At 71.4% G+C, this 19,809-nt stretch carries 18 protein-coding genes; 11 read left to right on the plus strand and 7 right to left on the minus strand.

Annotated features, from left to right (window positions below; all coding sequences use genetic code 11):
- Positions 1-69 precede the first annotated feature (69 nt).
- The 7 genes from ACOJV9_RS00005 to ACOJV9_RS00035 all read left to right on the plus strand — a co-directional run bounded on the left by ACOJV9_RS00005 (position 70) and on the right by ACOJV9_RS00035 (position 7,637).
- The gene (locus ACOJV9_RS00005; protein WP_420183132.1) at positions 70-783 is read left to right on the plus strand and encodes an AIM24 family protein; all 714 of its coding nucleotides are present in this window, start codon (positions 70-72) and stop codon (positions 781-783) included.
- 3 nt (positions 784-786) lie between these two features.
- Complete coding sequence (locus ACOJV9_RS00010) at positions 787-2,298, plus strand: DUF7059 domain-containing protein (RefSeq protein WP_420183133.1); 1,512 nt, start codon at positions 787-789, stop codon at positions 2,296-2,298.
- Positions 2,299-2,389: 91 nt separating this feature from the next.
- On the plus strand, positions 2,390-2,905 hold the full coding sequence (locus ACOJV9_RS00015) for a CHRD domain-containing protein (RefSeq protein WP_420183134.1): 516 nt from the start codon (positions 2,390-2,392) through the stop codon (positions 2,903-2,905).
- A gap of 89 nt (positions 2,906-2,994) precedes the next feature.
- Positions 2,995-3,210: a hypothetical protein gene (locus tag ACOJV9_RS00020; RefSeq protein WP_420183135.1), complete on the plus strand. Its 216-nt coding sequence runs from the start codon at positions 2,995-2,997 to the stop codon at positions 3,208-3,210.
- A 49-nt stretch (positions 3,211-3,259) separates the two neighbouring features.
- Positions 3,260-3,916: a TetR/AcrR family transcriptional regulator gene (locus ACOJV9_RS00025; RefSeq protein ID WP_420183136.1), complete on the plus strand. Its 657-nt coding sequence runs from the start codon at positions 3,260-3,262 to the stop codon at positions 3,914-3,916.
- Entirely contained in the window at positions 3,910-5,646 is a 1,737-nt protein-coding gene (locus tag ACOJV9_RS00030; protein WP_420183137.1) for an ABC transporter ATP-binding protein, read from the plus strand. Before ACOJV9_RS00025 ends, ACOJV9_RS00030 begins: the two co-directional genes overlap by 7 nt.
- Positions 5,643-7,637, plus strand: a complete 1,995-nt coding sequence (locus ACOJV9_RS00035) for an ABC transporter ATP-binding protein (RefSeq protein ID WP_420183138.1) — start codon at positions 5,643-5,645, stop codon at positions 7,635-7,637. The genes ACOJV9_RS00030 and ACOJV9_RS00035 overlap by 4 nt, the downstream gene beginning before the upstream one ends.
- Before the next feature lie 87 nt (positions 7,638-7,724).
- Here the strand turns inward: ACOJV9_RS00035 and ACOJV9_RS00040 are convergent, their stop codons facing one another.
- Positions 7,725-8,297, minus strand: coding sequence for an NADPH-dependent F420 reductase (locus ACOJV9_RS00040; protein ID WP_420183139.1), 573 nt, complete (start codon positions 8,295-8,297; stop codon positions 7,725-7,727).
- A gap of 129 nt (positions 8,298-8,426) precedes the next feature.
- On the opposite strand from ACOJV9_RS00040, the gene ACOJV9_RS00045 reads away from it, so the two are divergent.
- The 3 genes from ACOJV9_RS00045 (at position 8,427) to ACOJV9_RS00055 (ending at position 11,087) form a co-directional block, all read left to right on the plus strand.
- Positions 8,427-8,909 (plus strand): MarR family winged helix-turn-helix transcriptional regulator, encoded by a 483-nt coding sequence (locus tag ACOJV9_RS00045; RefSeq protein WP_420183748.1) that lies wholly within the window; start codon positions 8,427-8,429, stop codon positions 8,907-8,909.
- Positions 8,910-9,023: 114 nt separating this feature from the next.
- A complete protein-coding gene (locus ACOJV9_RS00050; RefSeq protein WP_420183140.1) occupies positions 9,024-10,775 on the plus strand; it encodes a sodium:solute symporter family protein in 1,752 nt (583 codons plus the stop codon).
- A gap of 12 nt (positions 10,776-10,787) precedes the next feature.
- Positions 10,788-11,087 carry a hypothetical protein gene (locus ACOJV9_RS00055; RefSeq protein WP_420183141.1) on the plus strand — a complete coding sequence of 100 codons (300 nt, stop codon included), beginning with the start codon at positions 10,788-10,790 and terminating at the stop codon, positions 11,085-11,087.
- A gap of 74 nt (positions 11,088-11,161) precedes the next feature.
- On the opposite strand, the gene ACOJV9_RS00060 is transcribed toward ACOJV9_RS00055, so the two are convergent.
- The 6 genes from ACOJV9_RS00060 to ACOJV9_RS00085 form a co-directional block, all read right to left on the minus strand.
- The gene (locus ACOJV9_RS00060) at positions 11,162-11,950 is read right to left on the minus strand and encodes a dioxygenase family protein (RefSeq protein WP_420183142.1); all 789 of its coding nucleotides are present in this window, start codon (positions 11,948-11,950) and stop codon (positions 11,162-11,164) included.
- A 45-nt stretch (positions 11,951-11,995) separates the two neighbouring features.
- Positions 11,996-12,985, minus strand: a complete 990-nt coding sequence (locus ACOJV9_RS00065) for an NHL repeat-containing protein (RefSeq protein ID WP_420183143.1) — start codon at positions 12,983-12,985, stop codon at positions 11,996-11,998.
- 88 nt (positions 12,986-13,073) lie between these two features.
- Positions 13,074-15,023 carry a diacylglycerol/lipid kinase family protein gene (locus tag ACOJV9_RS00070; protein ID WP_420183144.1) on the minus strand — a complete coding sequence of 650 codons (1,950 nt, stop codon included), beginning with the start codon at positions 15,021-15,023 and terminating at the stop codon, positions 13,074-13,076.
- Positions 15,024-15,176: 153 nt separating this feature from the next.
- On the minus strand, positions 15,177-15,629 hold the full coding sequence (locus ACOJV9_RS00075; RefSeq protein WP_420183145.1) for an SCP2 sterol-binding domain-containing protein: 453 nt from the start codon (positions 15,627-15,629) through the stop codon (positions 15,177-15,179).
- Positions 15,630-15,703: 74 nt separating this feature from the next.
- Positions 15,704-18,568: a type I DNA topoisomerase gene (gene topA, locus ACOJV9_RS00080; RefSeq protein ID WP_420183146.1), complete on the minus strand. Its 2,865-nt coding sequence runs from the start codon at positions 18,566-18,568 to the stop codon at positions 15,704-15,706.
- A gap of 115 nt (positions 18,569-18,683) precedes the next feature.
- On the minus strand, positions 18,684-19,097 hold the full coding sequence (locus ACOJV9_RS00085) for a zinc-binding dehydrogenase (protein WP_420183147.1): 414 nt from the start codon (positions 19,095-19,097) through the stop codon (positions 18,684-18,686).
- A 26-nt stretch (positions 19,098-19,123) separates the two neighbouring features.
- On the opposite strand from ACOJV9_RS00085, the gene ACOJV9_RS00090 reads away from it, so the two are divergent.
- A complete protein-coding gene (locus ACOJV9_RS00090; RefSeq protein WP_420183749.1) occupies positions 19,124-19,750 on the plus strand; it encodes a TetR/AcrR family transcriptional regulator C-terminal domain-containing protein in 627 nt (208 codons plus the stop codon).
- Positions 19,751-19,809 lie beyond the last annotated feature (59 nt).

Consider the following 19,809-nt stretch of genomic DNA (forward strand, 5'->3'; position numbering starts at 1 on the left):
GCCCTCAACGGCGCGTCACCAGCCGACCGCGTGCCCAACCTCTCCGGACAGAACACCTAGGCTGGCGGCATGCGCTCCTCGCTCTTCGACCAGACCAACCTCGAGCTCCAGTCGGAGCAGACCTTCGCCCTCCAGAACCCCCAGCTGCTCCGGGTGCACCTCGGCGGGGACGTGCTCGCGGTGAAGGGTGCGATGGTCGCCTACCAGGGGCAGATGCGCTTCGACCACGAGAAGGCCGGCAGCGTCGCCAAGCTGCTCAAGAAGGCCGTCACGGGCGAGGACATCTCCCTCATGCGCGTCTCCGGCGACGGCGAGGTGTTCTTCGCCAGCGAGGCCGGCTTCGTGCACCTCGTCGAGCTGACCGGCGACGGGATGAGCGTCAACGCGCGCAACCTGCTCGCGTTCGACTCCTCGATCGCCTGGGACATCAAGCGGGTCCAGGGTGCGGGGATGATGAGCGGCGGTCTTTTCAACACCACGCTCCAGGGCACCGGCACGGTCGCGATCCACACCGTCGGGCAGCCGGTCATCCTCGAGTGCGCGCAGCAGCCGACCTACGTCGACGTGCAGGCCTGCGTCGGCTGGTCGCTCGGTCTCACCCCGCAGATCGTGTCCAGCATGAACGTGCGCTCGATGCTTCGCGGCGGCAGCGGTGAGGCCTTCCAGTACGCCTTCCACGGCCCGGGCTTCGTCATCGTGCAGCCGAGCGAGTGGGTCCCGCCGCCCACGACCGGTGGAGGCGGCGCCGGAGGCGGCATGCTCGGCAACCTCTTCGACGGCTGAGCGGTGTCTGCACCCGTTCCTCGTCTCGACGGGCGCCTCGTCGCCCTTCTTCGGGCCGACCTGCTGGCGGCCGACTTCACCGTGGCCGGCGTCCTCGAGGTCCTCGGGCCGCTGGCCAGTGGTGCGCTCTCCAGGGAGCAGCCGCTGCCCGCCCGCCGTGTGGCCAGTGCTCACAGCTCGCCGGCGGCGACCCTCATCCGCCTCTTCACGCTGGGTGACCCGGTCGACCTCGTCGACGTCGAGGCGGCGCTGCCCACCCTGCGGGTGCGCGGAGCCGTCGCCCTCGGGCTCGTCGCGGAGGAGGGCGACGCCGTCGTCGCGCGGGTGGACGTGCGTCCGTACGCCGCGGACGACGCCCACTGGTGGGTCGTCTCCGACCTCGCCGAGATGGCCACGGGTGCCCCTGTGCGCGAGGACCACGTCCTCGGGCTCGGCGGCGCTGCGACGACGCTGGCGGCGTGGACGATCCGTCGCCCCGTGCGGCGGGCCCTCGACCTCGGCACCGGTTCGGGGGTCCAGGCCCTGCACCTCACCCGTCACGCGGAGTCCGTGGTCGCCACCGACCTCTCCGAACGCGCTCTCGCCTTCGCCCGCCTCACCGCCGCGCTCAACCAGTGCGAATGGGACGTGCGGCTGGGGTCGATGTTGGACCCGGTCGCGGGGGAGCGCTTCGACCTCGTCGTGAGCAACCCGCCGTTCGTCATCACGCCGCGCTCCGGCGAGGTGCCGCTGTTCGAGTACCGCGACGGCGGTGCGGCCGGTGACGCCGTCGTGGCCGACCTCGTCCGCTCCGTGGCCGAGCACCTCGAACCCGGCGGGGTCGCACAGATGCTGGGCAACTGGGAGGTCCCGCGCGGCTCGGCGTGGACCGACCGCGTCGCCTCGTGGCTCGCCGGGACCGGCCTGGACGCCTGGGTCGTGCAGCGCGAGGTCCAGGACCCGGCCGAGTACGCCGAGACGTGGTCGCGGGACGGCGGTCACCACGCCGGCACCGCCGATTTCGATGCGATGTATGCCGCGTGGCTCGACGACTTCGCGTCTCGCGACGTCGAGTCGATCGGCTTCGGGGTGCTCACCCTGCACCGTCCGTCCGCCGAGCGGGAGCCGTTCGTCGACCTCATGGACGAGCGTGGTCCGGTGCCCCCGGCCATGGGGGAGGCGGTCCTCGTGGGGCTCGAAGCGCGGGTCTGGCTCGCCGAGCACTCCGACGACGAGGTGCTCGACCTGGCGTGGAGGGCGGCGCCGGACGTCACCGAGGAACGCCACACCGCACCCGGGGCGAGCGACCCCTCGGTCATCGTCGCCCGCCAGGGCGGGGGGCTGGGACGGGTGATCCGGCTGTCGACGGTCACCGCGGCATACCTCTCCGTCGCGGACGGTGCCCTCACCCCACGGCAGGCGGTCGGCGCCATCGCCGGCATCCTCGACCTGCACGCGGACGAGACCACGCGAGAGGTGCTCGGCTTCGTCCGGGGGGCGGCCAAGGACGGGCTGCTGGTCCGCCCGACCCACTGACCCACGGCGCGAGGCATCCGGCGGGACGTCGGCAACGAATGACGCACAGGGCCGAGCCCCCGGCCCTCCTGCGAAAGTGAGTTGATCCGCAATGAAGCGCATTCTCATCGGCGCCGCCGGTGCCGCCGGACTTGCCGTCGGCCTCGTGCTGGCTCCCATCCCGGCCCAGGCCGGACACAGCAACACCCTCATCGGTGCCCACCTCACCGGGCGTGCGGAGGTCGCCGCCGACGGCTCGAAGAAGCTCGTCGGTGACCCGAACGGTCGCGGTGAGGCCTACGTCTTCGGCGTCGACGGCGACCCGACGACGCTCTGCTACATCCTCGAGGTGAGCAGGATCGCCGAGCTCGACCAGGCTCCTGGCGGCGGACGCATGGCGCACATCCACCGCGGAGCGGCCGGCAGCAACGGCCCGGTCGAGGTCAACCTCGCCTTCCCGCAGGGCGGCCAGGCCGCGGACTGCCTCACGGAAGGGGAGGCCGGCAAGGGCCTCGACCCGGGCGAGGTCCAGCAGATCCTCGGCAACCCGTCGGCCTACTACGTCAATGTCCACAACACCGAGTTCCCCTCGGGCGCGGTCCGCGGCCAGCTCCACGCCGACGACTGAGCGCCCGACATCGCCCGACGTCACCAGCCATGGGATGCCGGGCCGCCCACGCGCCAGCGAGGACGGCCCGGCACGCCTATGTTGGAGGCATGAGCCACCACCACGACGGCACCGACAGCCACGACGACCACGCGGACCACGACGACGAGGGCGGCACCGTCTCCGAGGCGGGCTCCAGCTCGCTCGGCACGGACACCTCCCTCGGAGGCGCCGACAGCGTGCCCGACACCCCGGACGTCAACGACCCGCTCACGGGTGGCGGGAAGGACGTCAACGTCGCTCAGGAGGCGACTCCCCAGGAGTAGCCGAGGAACGCACTTGTGAGTGAGTGCTCACTCACTCATACTGGAGCGCGTGTCTCCCCGCGCTCCCGCCATGACCCCCGACGACCGCCGGGCCGCGATCATCGCGGCCACCGTCCCGCTGCTGCGCGCGAAGGGGCGGGCGGCGAGCACCCGTGAGATCGCCACCGCCGCCGGCATCGCCGAGGGCACGATCTTCCGGGTCTTCGAGAACAAGGACGAGCTGATCGAGGCGTGCGTCCACGACGCCTTCGACAGCTCGACCCTCGTCGCCGAGCTGGCCGAGGTCGACCGCACCCTGCCCCTGCGCGACCGGCTGGCCATGGCGGTGACCATCATGCAGGAGCACCTCCAGGGCGTCTTCTCGCTGATGACGGTCCTGCACTCCCCGGGGCAGCCCCTGCGCCCCCCGACGCACGACGTGGAGGCACATCGTCGGCGCGAGCAGGCCACGGCCGAGCTCGACGGGGCCTTCGTCGAGCTCATGGGCGCCGACACGGAGCGACTGCGGGTCCCGGCACGCACGATCTCCGGGTACCTGCGGATGCTCACCCTGTCCAGCGTCCACCCGATGCTCGGCGGGACGCCGTCCACACCCGAGGAGCTCGTCGACGTGCTGCTCGAGGGCGCCCTCTCCCGCAGCACGGCTGCGCCCCCCACCGCGCCCCCCACTGCGTCCACCACCGGCCGGAGGCCGACGTCGTGCTGATCCGTCTGCTGCGGACCCACCTGCGTCCCTACCGCGGGCCCCTCACGGTCCTCGTGCTCCTTCAGCTCGTCGGCACGATCGCCTCGCTCTACCTGCCCAGCCTCAACGGACGGATCATCGACGAGGGCGTGGCCAAGGGTGACACCGGCTTCATCGTCTCGGCGGGCACCTGGATGCTCGCGGTCTCGCTCGTCCAGATCGCGGTGACCGTGGCCGCGACCTACCTCGGCGCCCGCACCGCGGCCGGCATGGGGCGCGACCTGCGAGCCGGGGTCTTCGCGCGGGTCGCCGACTTCTCCGCGCAGGAGGTCTCGCGGTTCGGGGCCCCGACCCTCATCTCCCGCAACACCAACGACGTCACCCAGGTGCAGAGCGTCGTCTTCATGGGCGCGGCGATGATGGCCTCGGCGCCGATCATGATGGTCGGCGGCGTCGTCATGGCGCTGCGCGAGGACGTCGGCCTCTCCTGGCTGGTGGCGGTCGCCGTGCCGCTGCTCGCGCTGTGCGTCGCGCTCGTCATCCGCCGGATGATTCTCAACTTCCGGCTCATGCAGGAGTCCGTCGACTGGGTCAACCGGGTGCTGCGCGAGCAGATCACCGGCATCCGCGTCGTGCGCGCCTTCGTCCGCGAGGACCACGAGCGGGCCCGCTTCGGCGAGGCCAACACCCAGTACACCGGAACCGCGCTCGCGGTCGGCCGGCTCATGGCGCTGGTCTTCCCCATCGTCATGCTCATCTTCAACGCCTCGACGGTCGCGGTCCTCTGGTTCGGGGCCCAGCGCGTCGACAGCGGCCAGATGCAGATCGGCGAGCTCACCGCGTTCATGGCCTACCTCATGCAGATCCTCATGTCGGTGATGATGGCGACCTTCATGTCGATGATGATCCCGCGGGCGACGGTCTCGGCCGGCCGCATCACCGAGGTCCTCGACACCGACTCCACCGTCGTCCAGCCGGGCTCGCCCGTGCCGATCCCGGTGGGCGGCACCCCGGTCGAGCTGCGCAGCGTGGAGTTCGCCTACCCCGGCGCCGACGTGCCCGTGCTGCAGGGCGTCTCGCTCGTCGCACGGCCCGGGCACACCACCGCGATCATCGGCAGCACCGGCTCGGGGAAGTCGACGCTGCTCTCGCTCATCCCGCGGCTCTACGACGCCACGGGAGGCGCGGTCCTGCTCGGCGGTGTCGACGTGCGCGACGCGGCGCTCGAGGACGTCTGGGCCCGCATCGGCCTGGTCCCGCAGAAGCCCTACCTCTTCACCGGCACCGTCGCGTCGAACCTGCGCTACGGCGACGCGGCCGCGACCGACGAGGAGCTGTGGGAGGCGTTGCGCATCGCCCAGGCCGAGGACTTCGTCCGGGCGATGCCCGAGGGGCTCTCCTCCTCCATCGCCCAGGGCGGCACGAACGTCTCCGGCGGCCAGCGCCAGCGGCTCGCCATCGCCCGGGCCCTCGTCGCCAAGCCCGACGTCTACCTCTTCGACGACAGCTTCTCGGCGCTCGACCTGTCCACCGACGCACGGCTGCGTGCGGCCCTGAGACCGGTGACCCGGCAGACGACGGTGATCGTGGTCGCCCAGCGGGTCTCGACCATCGTCGACGCCGACCACATCGTCGTCCTCGACGACGGGCTCGTCGTCGGTGCCGGCACCCACGACGAGCTGCTCGAGACCTGTGGGACGTACGTCGAGATCGTCGAGAGCCAGCGCAGCGCAGAGGAGGCGGCGGCATGAGCGAGGGGGTGAAGACGGCCGAGGAGAAGGCCGCCGAAGCGCGCCGCGGGCCCGGCTCCAGCGCGACGAACCGGCACGGCCCGATGGCGATCGGCATCCCCGCGGAGAAGCCCGCCAGCTTCCGTCCGTCGGCGAAGCGGCTGCTCGGTCTGCTGCGCCCGGAGCGGACGGCCCTGTATGCCGTCCTCGCCTTTGCCGTGTCCAGCGTCGCCCTCAACGCGGTCGGCCCCAAGATCCTCGGGCGGGCGACCGACCTCATCTTCGCTGGCGTCGTCGGCCGTCAGCTGCCGGCGGGCGTCAGCCGCGACCAGGCCGTCGCGGACCTGCGGCTGGACGGCAACGGCACCTTCGCCGACCTCGTCGAAAGCATGCCAGACCTCGTGCCGGGCGCCGGCATCGACTTCGGTGCGGTGGGCCGGGTACTGCTGCTCGTCCTCGGGATCTACGTCGTCGCGAGCCTCCTCCAGTGGGCGATGAGCTGGATCCTCACCGGCGCCGTCAACCGGACGATCTTCGAGCTGCGCTCCTCCGTCGAGGACAAGCTCAACCGGCTGCCGCTGCCCTACTTCGACAACCAGCCGCGCGGCGAGCTGCTCAGCCGGGTCACCAACGACATCGACAACGTCGCGCAGAGCCTGCAGCAGACGCTGAGCCAGCTGCTCACGTCCCTGCTCACGGTCGTGGCGATGGTCGCGATGATGCTCTGGATCTCGCCACTGCTCGCCGTCATCGCGCTCGTGACCATCCCGGTCTCGATGGCCGTCACCGCAGCGATCGGCAAGCGGTCGCAGAAGCACTTCGTGCAGCAGTGGAGGTCCACCGGCGAGCTCAACGGCATCGTCGAGGAGACGTTCACCGGGCACCAGTTCGTCAAGGTCTTCGGCCGGCAGGCGGAGGCCCGCGAGGCCTTCCGAGCCAAGAACGACGACCTCTTCGACGCCGGCTTCGGGGCGCAGTTCATCAGCGGCATCATCATGCCGACGATGATGTTCATCGGGAACCTCAACTACGTCGTCATCGCCGTGGTCGGTGGGCTCCGGGTCGCGAGCGGGTCGATGACGCTGGGGGACGTGCAGGCGTTCATCCAGTACTCCCGCCAGTTCACCCAGCCGCTCACCCAGGTGGCCTCGATGGCGAACCTCCTCCAGTCCGGTGTCGCCTCCGCCGAGCGGGTGTTCGACGTCCTCGACGCTCCCGAGCAGCAGGCCGAGAGCGCCTCGCCGACGATGCTCCAGGGGGCGCACGGACGCGTCCAGTTCGAGGACGTCTCGTTCTCGTACACGCCCGGCACCCCGCTCATCGAGCACCTCGACCTCACCGTCGAGCCGGGGCGGATGGTCGCGATCGTCGGACCCACGGGTGCCGGGAAGACGACCCTGGTCAACCTCATCATGCGGTTCTACGAGCTCGACTCGGGGCGCATCACGCTCGACGGGGTCGACATCACGGAGCTGTCACGCCACAACCTGCGCGGCCAGATCGGCATGGTGCTGCAGGACACCTGGCTGTTCGGCGGGACCATCCGCGACAACATCGCCTACGGCCGCCCCGACGCCTCCGAGGAGGAGGTGGTGGCCGCGGCCCGAGCGACCTACGTCGACCGCTTCGTCCACTCGCTGCCCGACGGCTACGACACCGTGCTCGACGCCGAGGCCGGCAACATCAGCGCCGGCGAGAAGCAGCTCGTCACCATCGCCCGGGCGTTCCTGTCCGACCCGGCCCTGCTGATCCTCGACGAGGCCACGAGCTCGGTGGACACCCGCACCGAGCTCCTCGTACAGCAGGCCATGTCGGCGCTGCGCCGGGACCGGACCAGCTTCGTCATCGCGCACCGGCTCTCGACGATCCGCGACGCCGACCTCATCCTCGTCATGGAGAACGGCGCGATCGTCGAGCAGGGCTCGCACGCGGACCTTCTCGCCCGCGGTGGTGCCTTCGCCGACCTGTATGCCGCCCAGTTCCGTTCCGCGGTGGCCGAGCCGGTCGAGTAGGTGCGCGGGACGGCATACGACGACGTCCGCAGGGGTGGTCGAGGTCTCGACCACCCCGCGGACATGTGGGGCTGGGGAGGCGCGGAGTCAGCGCACCACGCCGAAGCCACCGGTCCACGAGACCTTCTCGCCGGCGGCGAGGGTGATCTGGAGGAAGCCGAGCGCCTCGAGCTCACGGGCGCGCTTCAGGGCGCCGGCGTCGATGACGGTGAGGCCACCGGCCTCGATGACCTCGACGACGAGGGACTTGGCGTCCGCGTCGTCGCCCGCGATGAGGACGGTCGTGGGGAGGGGGCCGACCTCCTTGGCGACGAGGGTGCCGCCGAAGGTCGTGTTGAAGGCCTTGACGACCTTCGCCTCGGGCAGGGCCGCGGCGATCTCCGCGGCGGCGGAGGAGTCGGCGGGCACGACGAGCCCGTCGAAGGTCTCGAAGTTCACCGGGTTGGTGATGTCGACGACCACCTTGCCGGCGAACTGGTCGCGGCGCGCCTCGAGGATGCCGGCGACCTCGCCGTAGGGGACGGCGAGGACGACGACGTCCCCGGTGATCTCGGCGCTGTCGTCGCGGTCGAGAACCTGAACCTGGTTGTCGCCGCTGCCGACGATGCCGGCGATGGCCGAGCCCATGTTGCCGTTGCCGAAGATGGTGGTGCTGGTCATGACGTGTTCCTCCTGGTCGGGGTGCGGTGCTTTACTTGACGTTACAACTAAACCGATGGCGCGTCCATTCCCGATTACGATCGCCGGGTGAGCGACGACGGGGAAGTGCGCTGGCTCGACCAGGCCGAGATGACCGCCTGGCTGCGGCTCATCGCCGTGGCCGAACGCCTCCCGGGCATCCTCGACTCGCAGCTGCGGCGGGACTCCGGGCTGACGCACTACGAGTACCAGGTGCTGGCGATGCTGTCGGACGCTCCTCACCGGACCCTGCGGATGACCCATCTGGGCCTGCAGACCAACGCCACCCTCCCGCGCCTCTCGCACGTCGTGCGCCGGCTCGAGGAGCGTGGCCTCGTCGAGCGCACCGAGGCGCCGGAGGACCGGCGGGCCAGCAACGCCCGGCTCACCGACCAGGGGTATGCCGCCCTGGCCGCCGCCGCTCCGGGTCACGTCGCGACGGTGCGCGAGTTCGTCCTCGACCCCCTGTCGCGCACGCAGGTCGACGGGCTCGCCGATGCGCTCGGAGCCATTCTCCGAAGGGTGGACCCCTCCGGCGACGCTCCGCGGGACCCGCGAGACGCGGTCGCGGGGCAGCCGGGCGACGACGCCTAGCGTCCTCGTGCGGCGCTGACGGGGGCGCCGCTCGTCAGGCGTTCCGGGTGGTCGCGGCGGTACGTTGGTCGCGTTCGGGCTCTCGCAGCCGCGCCCACCCGGAGGATGCCGCCGATGTCATCGACCCTCGCTCCCGTCGCCCTCGCGGCCGCCGAGCCCCTCATCGACGCGAACGTCGTCGACTACCTCATGGTGGGGCTGTACTTCGCCTTCGTCCTCGGCATCGGCGTCGCCGCCCGTCGCGCCGTCTCGGACTCCATCGACTTCTTCCTGTCGGGGCGCTCGCTGCCGGCGTGGGTGACGGGCCTGGCCTTCATCTCCGCCAACCTCGGCGCCGTCGAGATCATGGGCATGTCGGCCAACGGGGCCGAGTTCGGGCTGCCGACGGTCCACTACTTCTGGGTCGGCGCGATCCCCGCCATGCTCTTCCTCGGCGTCGTCATGATGCCCTTCTACTACGGCTCCAAGGTCCGCTCGGTCCCGGAGTTCATGCTGCGCCGCTTCGGCAAGGGCGCGCACCTCGTCAACGCGATCAGCTTCGCCGTCGCCCAGCTGCTCATCGCCGGCGTCAACCTCTACCTGCTCGGGTCGATCGTCCAGGCGCTGCTCGGGTGGCCGATGTGGCTGGCCCTCATCGTCGCCGCCGCGATCGTGCTGTCCTACATCACCCTCGGTGGCCTCTCGGCGGCGATCTACAACGAGGTCCTCCAGTTCTTCGTCATCGTCGCCTCGCTGCTGCCGCTGACCCTCATCGGGCTCAACCGGGTCGGTGGGTGGAGCGGCCTGCAGGACAAAATCACGGCCGCGGCCGAGAGCGCGCCGCCCGAGGCGGAGGTGGCCTCGGCGGAGCAGCAGCTCAACGCCTGGCCGGGCCAGATCCTCTCCGGCTTCGACAACGAGCTGCTCTCGGTCATCGGCATCGTCTTCGGGCTCGGCTTCGTGCTCTCCTTCGGCTACTGGACGACGAACTTCGTCGAGGTCCAGCGGGCGATGGCCTCGAACTCGATCTCGGCGGCGCGCAAGACGCCGATCATCGGCGCCTTCCCCAAGATGTTCGTGCCCTTCATCGTCATCCTCCCCGGCATGATCGCCGCGGTCCTGGTCAAGGAGATGATCGAGCTCAAGGGCGGCGGCACGCCGACCGGTGGAGCCAGCGGCGACGTGAAGTACAACGACGCCCTGCTGCTGCTCATGCGCGACATCCTCCCCAACGGCCTGCTGGGGCTGGCGATCGCCGGCCTGCTCGCGGCGTTCATGGCCGGCATGGCCGCCAACATCTCGGCGTTCAACACGGTCTTCAGCTACGACCTCTGGGAGCGCTACGTCCGCAAGGACCGCAGCGACGACTACTACCTGAGGATCGGCCGGCTCGCGACCGTCGGGGCCACGGTCATCGCCATCTTCACGGCGTCGATCGCCGGCAGCTTCAGCAACATCATGGACTACCTCCAGACGCTGTTCGGCTTCTTCAACGCCCCCCTCTTCGCGACCTTCATCCTCGGGATGTTCTGGAAGCGGATGACCGCCACGGCCGGGTGGGCCGGCCTGGTGTCGGGCACGCTCTCCGCCATCATCGTGTGGCTGTGCGGCAACCCCGACATGCTCGGTCTCTTCGAGCTGCCCGGCCAGGGGCTGGCGTTCCTCGCAGCGTCCACCGCGTTCGTGGTCGACATCCTCGTGTCGGTCGCCGTCTCCCTCGTCACGGAGCCCAAGCCAGTCGCCGAGCTCAAGGGCCTCGTCTACTCGGAGACACCCAAGGAGGACCTCGTCGACCCCGACGAGGCGGGCCGCCCGTGGTACCAGCGCACCCTCCCGCTCGCGGCCATCGCGGCGGTCATGGTCCTCATCCTCAACTTCGCCTTCTAGGAGGTCCACGACATGGCTACCACCACGACCAAGAAGACCGCCGGCGCCTTCGACATCCGCAACTTCATCGGGATGCTGCTCGGGCTCTACGGGATCATCCTCACGCTCATGGGTCTGTTCGGCGACAAGGAGCTCGACAAGACCGGCGGCATCAACGCCAACCTCTGGACCGGGCTGGCGCTGCTCGTCGTCTCCGCCGGGTTCATGAGCTGGGCCCGCCTGCGCCCCACGGTGGTCCCCGACCACGTCGAGCCGGTCATCGACGACCCGACCCGCCCGGCCCCGCGCAAGAAGGGGCGCGGCACCCACTGACTCCCGCCCACTTCTTGCTCGTTCGGGTCAGGCTCGCTGCGCTCGCCTGACCCGAACGGGCAAGAAGTCGGGGGTCAGGCGAACTGCCAGGACCGTTTCGACAGGCCGAACCAGAACCCGTCGACGACGCTGCGGCCGTCGATGCCCCCGCCGGCGTGCGCGGCGCCGAGGCTGACGAACAGGGGCGCCCAGTGCTCCGTGCGCGGATGCGCCTCGGCGGCGGCCGGGGCCTTGTCGATGAAGTCGAGGATGGCGTCGACGTCACCGGAGTCGACCGCCTCAGCGGCCCAGTGGTCGAACTCGGCTGATGCCGCGGGAGGCGGGCTGTCGGCTCCGGCGCGGGGGTTGAACCAGCGCAGGTTGTGCGTCGTGAAGCCCGACCCGACGATGAGGGTGCCCTCGTCACGCAGCGGCGCAAGCCTGGTCCCGATGTCGAAGAGCTGCTGCGGGTCCAGCGTCGGCATCGACAGCTGGAGCACGGGCACGTCGGCCTCGGGGAACATCTCGACGAGTGGGACGTAGGCGCCGTGGTCGAGCCCACGACTCGGGTCCTGGTGCAGCCCGCCCGCGGTGTCACCGAGGTGGGCGGCCACGGAGCGAGCCAGCTCGGAAGCCGGCGGCGCGGCATACGTGACGTCGTAGTACTTCTGCGGGAAGCCCCAGAAGTCGTAGAGGAGGGGAGTGCCGGCCTCGGTGGAGCTCACCGAGATGGGCGCCTGCTCCCAGTGCGCCGAGACCACGAGGATGCTGGACGGCCGGGGCAGCTCGCCGGTCCAGGCGGCGAGCTCACCGGTCCATCGCTCGTCGTCGGCGAGCGGCGGCGCTCCGTGGCTGAGGTAGATGACCGGCGTGCGAGTGTCCACGACCCGACTCTAGGCCCGGAGGCGGGTCGTGGACCTCGGGTCGGCTCAGCGGGCCGGGAGCCGGGTGACCCAGTAGGACGCCGTGCCCGGCGACGCCACCCCGAAGCGGGCGTTCACCGCCCAGAGCCACCCCCCGGCCAGCGTGGCCGTCGAGGGGACGTCGAGCGTCTCGTCGGTGCACGCACCGCGCCACGCCGCCACCCAGGTGGAGCCGGTCTGCGTCAGCTCGACGACCGAGACCTCCCGCTGGCCGGACCCGCGCACGTTGTAGAGCGTTCGCCCGTCGAGCTCGAGGCCGTCGCCGCCGACGATGCCAGGCCCGCCCGTGACCGGGATGGGCACCGCCACGCCGGTCGTCGGGTCCACCTGCCACAGGCCGCCGGCGCGGGAGTTGTTGAGGATGAGCGAACCGTCCGGGAGTGCGCGGATCCCGTTGGCGTTGACGGCGACCCCGTCACCCTGGGGCCACGCCCCACCGAGCGGCACGAACGTCGGTGCGGCACCGGTCGGGGCGCCCGCCGGGGTGAGCTGAAGGCGGGTGAGGCGGTCCGGCTTGATCCGGGAGTCGGTGACCCAGACGCTGTCACCGGTGACGACGAGGTCGTTGAGGAACGCCGACCCGGGGACGACGGTGTCGGAGACGACCGCGCCGGTGGTGCCGTCGACCGCCCAGACGTGCCCGATCGCGTCGACGTTGCCGGCGGCCCAGACGAGGTTCGTGCGCGAGTCCCAGAAGAGGCCGCGCAGCTGGCGACCGGGGCTGCCCGGGAGCAGCGTCGCGGTCGAGGCGCCGGCGAGCAGGTCACCGGTGACGATGCGTCCGTCGGCGAGCGACCCGACGTAGAACCTCGTGCCGGGACCCGACGTGATCCCCTCGGGGCGGATGCCGTCGGGCAGGGCGACGGTCTCGGGAGCCGGGACGGCCCGGCGGGGCTCCGCGGTGGCCGGTCCGGCCAGGGCAAGCGAGGATGCGGCGATCGAGCCGGCCACCCCGGTGAGGAGGAGGCGACGGGTGGGGCTGGAAGAAGTGTCCATTCCCCATTCTGCGCAGGTCGTTGAATGCTTGTCTAGGGTTTGTTCGGGCCCCTCATCGCCCTCGTGGGCCGGCCGGCCGGGGGAAGCGTCAGTCGCTCTCGACGGCGCGGGCCCGCTCGAGGTCGCGCTCGAGCAGGGCGCGCGTCGCCCGCTCCTGCTCCGGCGACTCCCACGGGATCGTGGCGAGGTCGCGCTCGGCCGCCGCGACGACGGAGGCGAGGCCGGACGTGGACACGAGGTCCACGGCATGCGCCTCGAGGGCGCCGCCCACGGGGGTGTCGACGAGGACGATCCCCTCGGCCCGCAGCGCGTCGCGCTCGGCCTGCGGGGTGTCGACGACGTCGTGGATCAGCACGAGCCGCACGGCTTCGGGATCGGCGGCGAGCATGCGCCGGCCCACCTCGACGTCGCCTTGACCGCTGTCACCGAGGAAGACGACGTGCGTCTCGGGCATCAGGGACCGGAACCGGAGGAAGTTCTCGAGCTTCGCGCCGGCCATGGAGTCGTGGCTGCGCAGCCCGGTGAACGTGCCGGAGAGCACCGAGTGCGGCGGCAGCCCGAGCGTGCCGAGCCCGCGACGGGTGTGCTGCTCGACCAGCCCTGCCGGGTCCATCGGGCGGGCCGTCACGAAGGTGAGGTCACCGGGCGCCTCCGGGTCGGCGGCACGACCGGCGTCGAGGGCGCGGTAGAGCGCGACGACACCGGGGTAGACGGTCCCGCGGGGGTAGCGGTCGTCGTGCAGGGCGCACTTCAGCGTGTCGTCGATGTCGCTGAGGACGTGGAGGTCGGGCACCTCGATGCCGACCGCCTGGGCGCGGACGTGCTCGAGGATGTCGCCCCGGATGCCGTCGTCGTCGACGACGTCGAAGACGAGGTGCTCGAGGTCGCGGTGGTCCTGGCCGGAGTTGAGCAGGCTCTTGAAGCGGGTGAGGTCGGCTCCCTCGAGGGCGAGGAAGGCGTCGCGCACGAGGACCTCGTGGGCGTGACCCGCCCTCCACCGGCCGGGGCGTCGCAGGGCGTGCGCCAGCGCCTCGGGCGTCGGTTCGGCCAGCAGCTGCTCGCTGCTCGGTGGTTCGCCCGGGTCCAGTGCCGGGGTCGCGGGCGTGCGGACGAGGACCGCAGCCGGGCTGACGCCCAGCTCGAGGCGGACGGCCTCACCCACGGGGTCACCGTCGACGTGCACGGACGTCGGTGCGTCGAGGTCGATGACGACGTGGCGGGCGCGGTGGCTGCGCATGCCCGTCCACCTGCCGCGCTGGCGAGCGAGGACGCCCGCGGCCACGCCGACCCAGCCGACCACCGACCGCGGTGCGACGACGAGCACGTCGAGCCGGCCGTCCGTCATCGACGCCGTCGGCATGAGGGGGAGGCCGAGGGGCAGGACCCGGCAGTTGCCGACGAGCAGGGTGCGCACCTCCTCTGGCCCGGCGTCCCTGCCGTCGAGCCGGGCGGTCAGCCGGGTCTGGCGACCGACGGTCCGCCGCGCCAGCGCCGCGAAGTAGGCCGGCCAGCCGAGCCGGTGCTTCTCGTGCTCCTGGACGGAGGCGAAGGCCTCGGCATCCATGCCGACGCCGGCCACGACGGCCACGTCGTGGGTGTGGGTGGTGCCGTCGGCCCGCGTGAGGACGAGCCAGGCGAGGTCGCTGTCGCGCACGGGTCCCTCGAGCGCGACGTCCGCGGCGGCGTCGAGGGCCTGACCGTGGACTCCGATCGTCCGGGACCACAGGTTGGCGGTCCCGACCGGGACGACGCCGACGGTGACGCGGTCCGCCTCCGGACCGGACCGCGACAGGGCGGACGCGACCTCGCGGACGGTGCCGTCGCCGCCGACGACCACGAGCCGGTCCACCCCCTCGTCGAGGAGCTCGCCGACCTGGGTCCCTCCCGGTGACTCCACCGTGGTCTCGCGGACGACGGGTTCGGGCCAGCCCCGGCGCCGCGTGGCACGGCGCACCGCGGCCAGCGCCTCCCCGCTGCGCTTCTTGCCGGGGTGCACGACCACCCCCGTCCGGTTTCCGGTGGGCTCGGTCGTCGTCATCGGACACCGGCGTCGAGAGCGAGGTCGCGGGGGTCGCCCTCGAGGGGAACGTCAGGGAAGTGGTTCACGCCGGCCACCGTATCCATCCGGGGAGCGCAGCCTGCTCCGAGCGGGCCAGCACATCGCGACGGTCGGCGGGCTCAGCGCCGCGGGTCAGCCCTTCGGCGTGTCGAACCAGTTCTGGAAGGCCATCGCCACGCTGAGGTCGCCGCGGGCCTTGACCTTGCCGGTCATGACCATCATCGTCGGGTTGCCCGAACCGGTGATGAGCTTCGCGAACTCCGCCGGGCCGAGCATGATCGAGGTGGTCGGCTCCACGGTCGGGTCCTTCTCGATGGTGCAGGTCCCGTCCTCGACCACGACGGCGTAGGTGTCGCTGCTGTTGTCCGGGCCGCCGGTGATCCGCCAGTTGACGCGCGCGTCGGCGCCCTTGGCCTTCTCGGCGTTGAACAGGCTCGGGAAGCGGGCGAAGATCGCGTCGAGGATGGTCTCGCGGTGCGTGCCACCCATGACCGCGTTGATCTCCTTGTCGGAGGCCTTCTTCACGGTCTGGGCGAACTCGGACGCGCTCATGGTGGCAAAGGACGTGGGGTCGATGTCGGTCATCGCCAGGTTCCTCTCGGGTGGTGGGCGGGAAGTCAGCATCGACCCTACTCGTCAGTAGCGGTCGCCCGCGCAGGTCAGGCCTTCTTCGTGGCCTTCTTCGCGGCGGTCTTCTTGGTCGTCGCCTTCTTGGTGGCGGCCTTCTTCGTCGTCTTCTTCGCCGCTCGCTTGCGGGTCGTCGGGCCCTTCGCGCGCTTCTCGGCGAGCATCTCGAAGGCCCGCTCGGCGGTCAGCGTCTCGAGGTCGTCGTCGCGGCGCAGCGTCGTGTTCGTCTCGCCGTCGGTGACGTACTCGCCGAAGCGGCCGTCCTTGACCACCACCGGCTTGCCGGAGACCGGGTCGGGCCCGAACTCCTTGAGCGGCGGCTTGGCGGCGGCCCGACCGCGCTGCTTGGGCTGCGCGTAGATCGCCTCGGCCTGCTCGAGCGTGATGTCGAACAACTGCTGCTCGGACTCGAGCGAGCGCGAGTCGGTGCCCTTCTTGAGGTAGGGGCCGTAGCGCCCGTTCTGCGCCGTGATCTCGACCTGCTTCTGGGTCTGCGTGCCGTCCTCGGCGGTGGCGGTCTCGGTGACGACGCCGACGACGCGGGGGAGCGAGAGGAGCTTGAGGGCCGTCTCGAGCTCGATGGTCGCGATGTCCATGTCCGCGAACAGCGAGGCGGTCCGCGGCTTGACCTTGGCCTTGTCTCGCGACTTCGTCGCACCGGACGTCTCCTCGGTGTTCTCGGGGAGCACCTCGGTGACGTACGGCCCGTAGCGCCCGGCCTTGGCGACGATGTCGCGACCGGTGCCGGGATCCCGGCCCAGCACACGCCCGTCGTCGGCCGCGGTGTCGAGCAGCTCCCGCGCCTTCTCCGGCGTCATCTCGTCGGGGGCGATGTCGTCGTTGATCGTCGCGCGACGCGGTGTGGCCTCGCCGTCACCACCGGCGCCCGAGGCCGAGCCGGCCTCGGACGGCGCGCTCCCGGCATACGACTCGGAGACCTCACCGGTGACGGGGTCGACACCGGCGGGGGCCACCTCCTCGACGTACGGACCGTAGCGGCCGACGCGCACGACGATGCCGTCGCCGATCTCGATGGTCGAGATGGCGCGGGCGTCGATGTCGCCGAGGTCCGCGACGAGGTCGCGCAGGCCCTCGTGCGAGCGGGCCTCGTCGCCGAAGTAGAAGCGCTTGAGCCAGGCGGCGCGCTGCTCGTCACCGTTGGCGATCTGGTCGAGGTCCTCCTCCATCGACGCGGTGAAGTCGTAGTCGACGAGCCGGGTGAAGTGCTCCTCCATGAGCCGCGTCACGGCGAAGGCCAGCCACGACGGCACGAGCGCGTTGCCGCGGTTGGAGACGTACCCGCGGTCCTGGATCGTGCCGATCGTCGAGGCGTAGGTCGACGGGCGCCCGATCCCCTTCTCCTCCATGGCCTTGACGAGCGTGGCCTCGGTGTAGCGGGCGGGCGGCGAGGTGTCGTGACCGTCGGCCTCGGCGCGCAGGGTCTTCAGCGCCGTGCCCTCGCCGAGGCGGGGAAGGCGGCGCTCCTCGTCGGAGCTCGCGTTGCGCTGCTCGTCCCGACCCTCCTCGTATGCCGCGAGGAAACCCCGGAACGTGATGACCGTTCCGCTCGCGCTGAACTCCACCTGCTGGGCCGGGGCCCCGGGGGCCAGGGTGGCGCCGAGCCTCACCGTGGCGGTCGAGCCGCGGGCGTCGGCCATCTGCGAGGCGATGGTGCGCTTCCAGATCAGCTCGTAGAGGGCGAACTCGTCACCGCGCAGCTCGCCGGCCACCTGCGCCGGGGTGCGGAAGCGGTCGCCGGCGGGGCGGATGGCCTCGTGGGCCTCCTGGGCGTTCTTGACCTTCTTGGCGTAGTTGCGCGGGGACTCCGGGACGTAGTCGCCGCCGTAGAGGTCCCGGGCCTGCTGGCGGGCAGCGGTGAGGGCCGACTGCGACAACGCCGTCGAGTCCGTGCGCATGTAGGTGATGTAGCCGTTCTCGTACAGGCGCTGCGCGACCCGCATGGCGTTCTTGCTCGAGAGCCGGAGCTTGCGCGAGGCCTCCTGCTGGAGGGTGCTCGTCGTGAAGGGGGCGCTCGGACGGCGGGTGTAGGGCTTCTCGGTGACCGACACGACGCTGACGTCTGCGGCGAGGACCGCCGAGGCGATGCCGGTGGCAGCGGTCTCGTCGAGGTGGGCGACGTCGCCCTTGAGCCGGCCGTCGTCGCCGAAGTCGCGACCGGTGGCGACCCGGCGGCCGTCGACCGACGAGAGGCGGGCGGTGAAGGCGGAGGACTCGGCGTCGGGGGTGAACTCGCCCTCGACGTCCCAGTAGTTGGCGGAGCGGAAGGCCATCCGCTCGCGCTCGCGCTCGACGACCATCCGGGTGGCGACGGACTGGACGCGGCCCGCGGAGAGGCCGGCCTTGACCTTGCGCCACAGGACGGGTGACACCTCGTAGCCGTAGAGGCGGTCGAGGATTCGGCGGGTCTCCTGCGCGTCGACCAGGGCCGTGTCGAGGTCGCGGGTGTTGGCGGCGGCGCGCTGGATGGCCTCCTTGGTGATCTCGTGGAAGACCATCCGCTTCACGGGGACCTTGGGCTGGAGCGTCTCGAGCAGGTGCCACGCGATGGCCTCGCCCTCGCGGTCCTCATCCGTGGCGAGGTAGAGCTCGTCGGCGCCCTTGAGGAGGCGCTTGAGCTCGGAGACCTTCTTCTTCTTGTCGGCGTCGACGACGTAGTAGGGCTCGAAGTCGTTGTCGACGTCGACCCCGAAGCGGCCGAACGGGCCCTTCTTGATGTCGGCGGGCATCTCCGACGGGGTCGGGATGTCGCGGATGTGGCCGACGGACGCCTCGACGTCCCAGTCGGGTCCGAGGTAGCCGGCGATCGTCTTGGCCTTCGCGGGGGACTCGACGATGACGAGCTTGCGGCCCGTGCCTGACGTGGCGGTCGAACTCATGGCGCACCTGTCCTTTGCTGGTCACCTCGTGCAGCGGATTCGTCGCTGCTCCGACGAGGGGATCGCCAGTGACGGTACAGGTGGCCCGCCCGGGGCGAGAAACGACCGGTCGAGGTCAGGGAAGGACGACCGACTTCCCGCGGGCGTGGAACTCGCCCCGGCGTGGCAGCGCCTCCGGCACGTCCGCCAGGGCCCACCGCTGCTCGACCAGCGGTTCCAGGCGCCCGGCCGCGACCTGCTCGGCCAGCCAGGCCATGTCCTGCGTGCTTCGCGTCGCGACCTTGAAGGCCGGTGCGCGCTCGGGGCGACCGGCGAAGGCGACCGGGACGCTCAGCATGCGGGGCAGCGGCCGGACCCACCGGGACTTCGGCGCGGTGACGGAGACGTAGGCGCCGCCGGGCACGAGCAGCCGGCGGCAGTCCCGCAGCGACAGCGTCCCGGCGTTGTCGAAGAGGACGTCGAACCGGTCGCCGAGGGCGACCCGGTGGCCCTCGCGGAGGCCGCCCCAGTCGCGCAGCCCCTGCAGCACCGTCTGGGCGGCGTGGTGCCGTCCGACTGGCCGACTCCGAGGGTCTCGCCGCGGTCTCGATGAGACGCCTGGGCACCGAGCCGGGGGTCGAGGCCATGTCCCTCTACCACCACGTCTCGGGCAAGGAGGCCCTGCTCGACGCGATGGTCGAGCACGTGGGCGCCGAGCTCAACGCCGAGGTGGCCGGGATCGCCCTCCCCGACCGGGCCGACGACTGGAGGGCCGTGCTGCGGACCCGGGCGCTCGCCGCCCGCACGGTGATGCTGCGTCACCCGTGGATGCCCGTGGTGCTCCGGACCCGGACGACGATGAGCCTCGAGGTCGTCAGGTACTACGACGGCGTCGTCGCGGTCCTCGCCGCGGGTGGCTTCGACCACGACCTGACCCACCACGCGCTGCACGCCCTCGGCAGCCGGGTCGTCGGGTTCACCCAGGAGCTCTTCGACCCGGGCGACGCCGGTGGCGACACCTCCGAGGAGGTGCTCGCCCAGATGGCCGCGACCGTCCCGCACCTCATGGCGATGCTGGCCGCGGTGGCGCACACCGACGGGCCGGACCAGACGCTCGGGTGGTGCGACGACCGCACCGAGTTCGAGTTCGGCCTGGACGTCGTCCTCGACGGGCTCGAGCGGCGGCGCCCCCGCGACACCTGAGCGGCCCCGCCCGAGGTGGGCGGACGGCATACGGCGTCAAGGGCTTGACCCTCACGCGA

This window comes from Knoellia terrae (genome assembly GCF_048606435.1).
GTDB classification, from domain to species: domain Bacteria; phylum Actinomycetota; class Actinomycetes; order Actinomycetales; family Dermatophilaceae; genus Knoellia; species Knoellia terrae.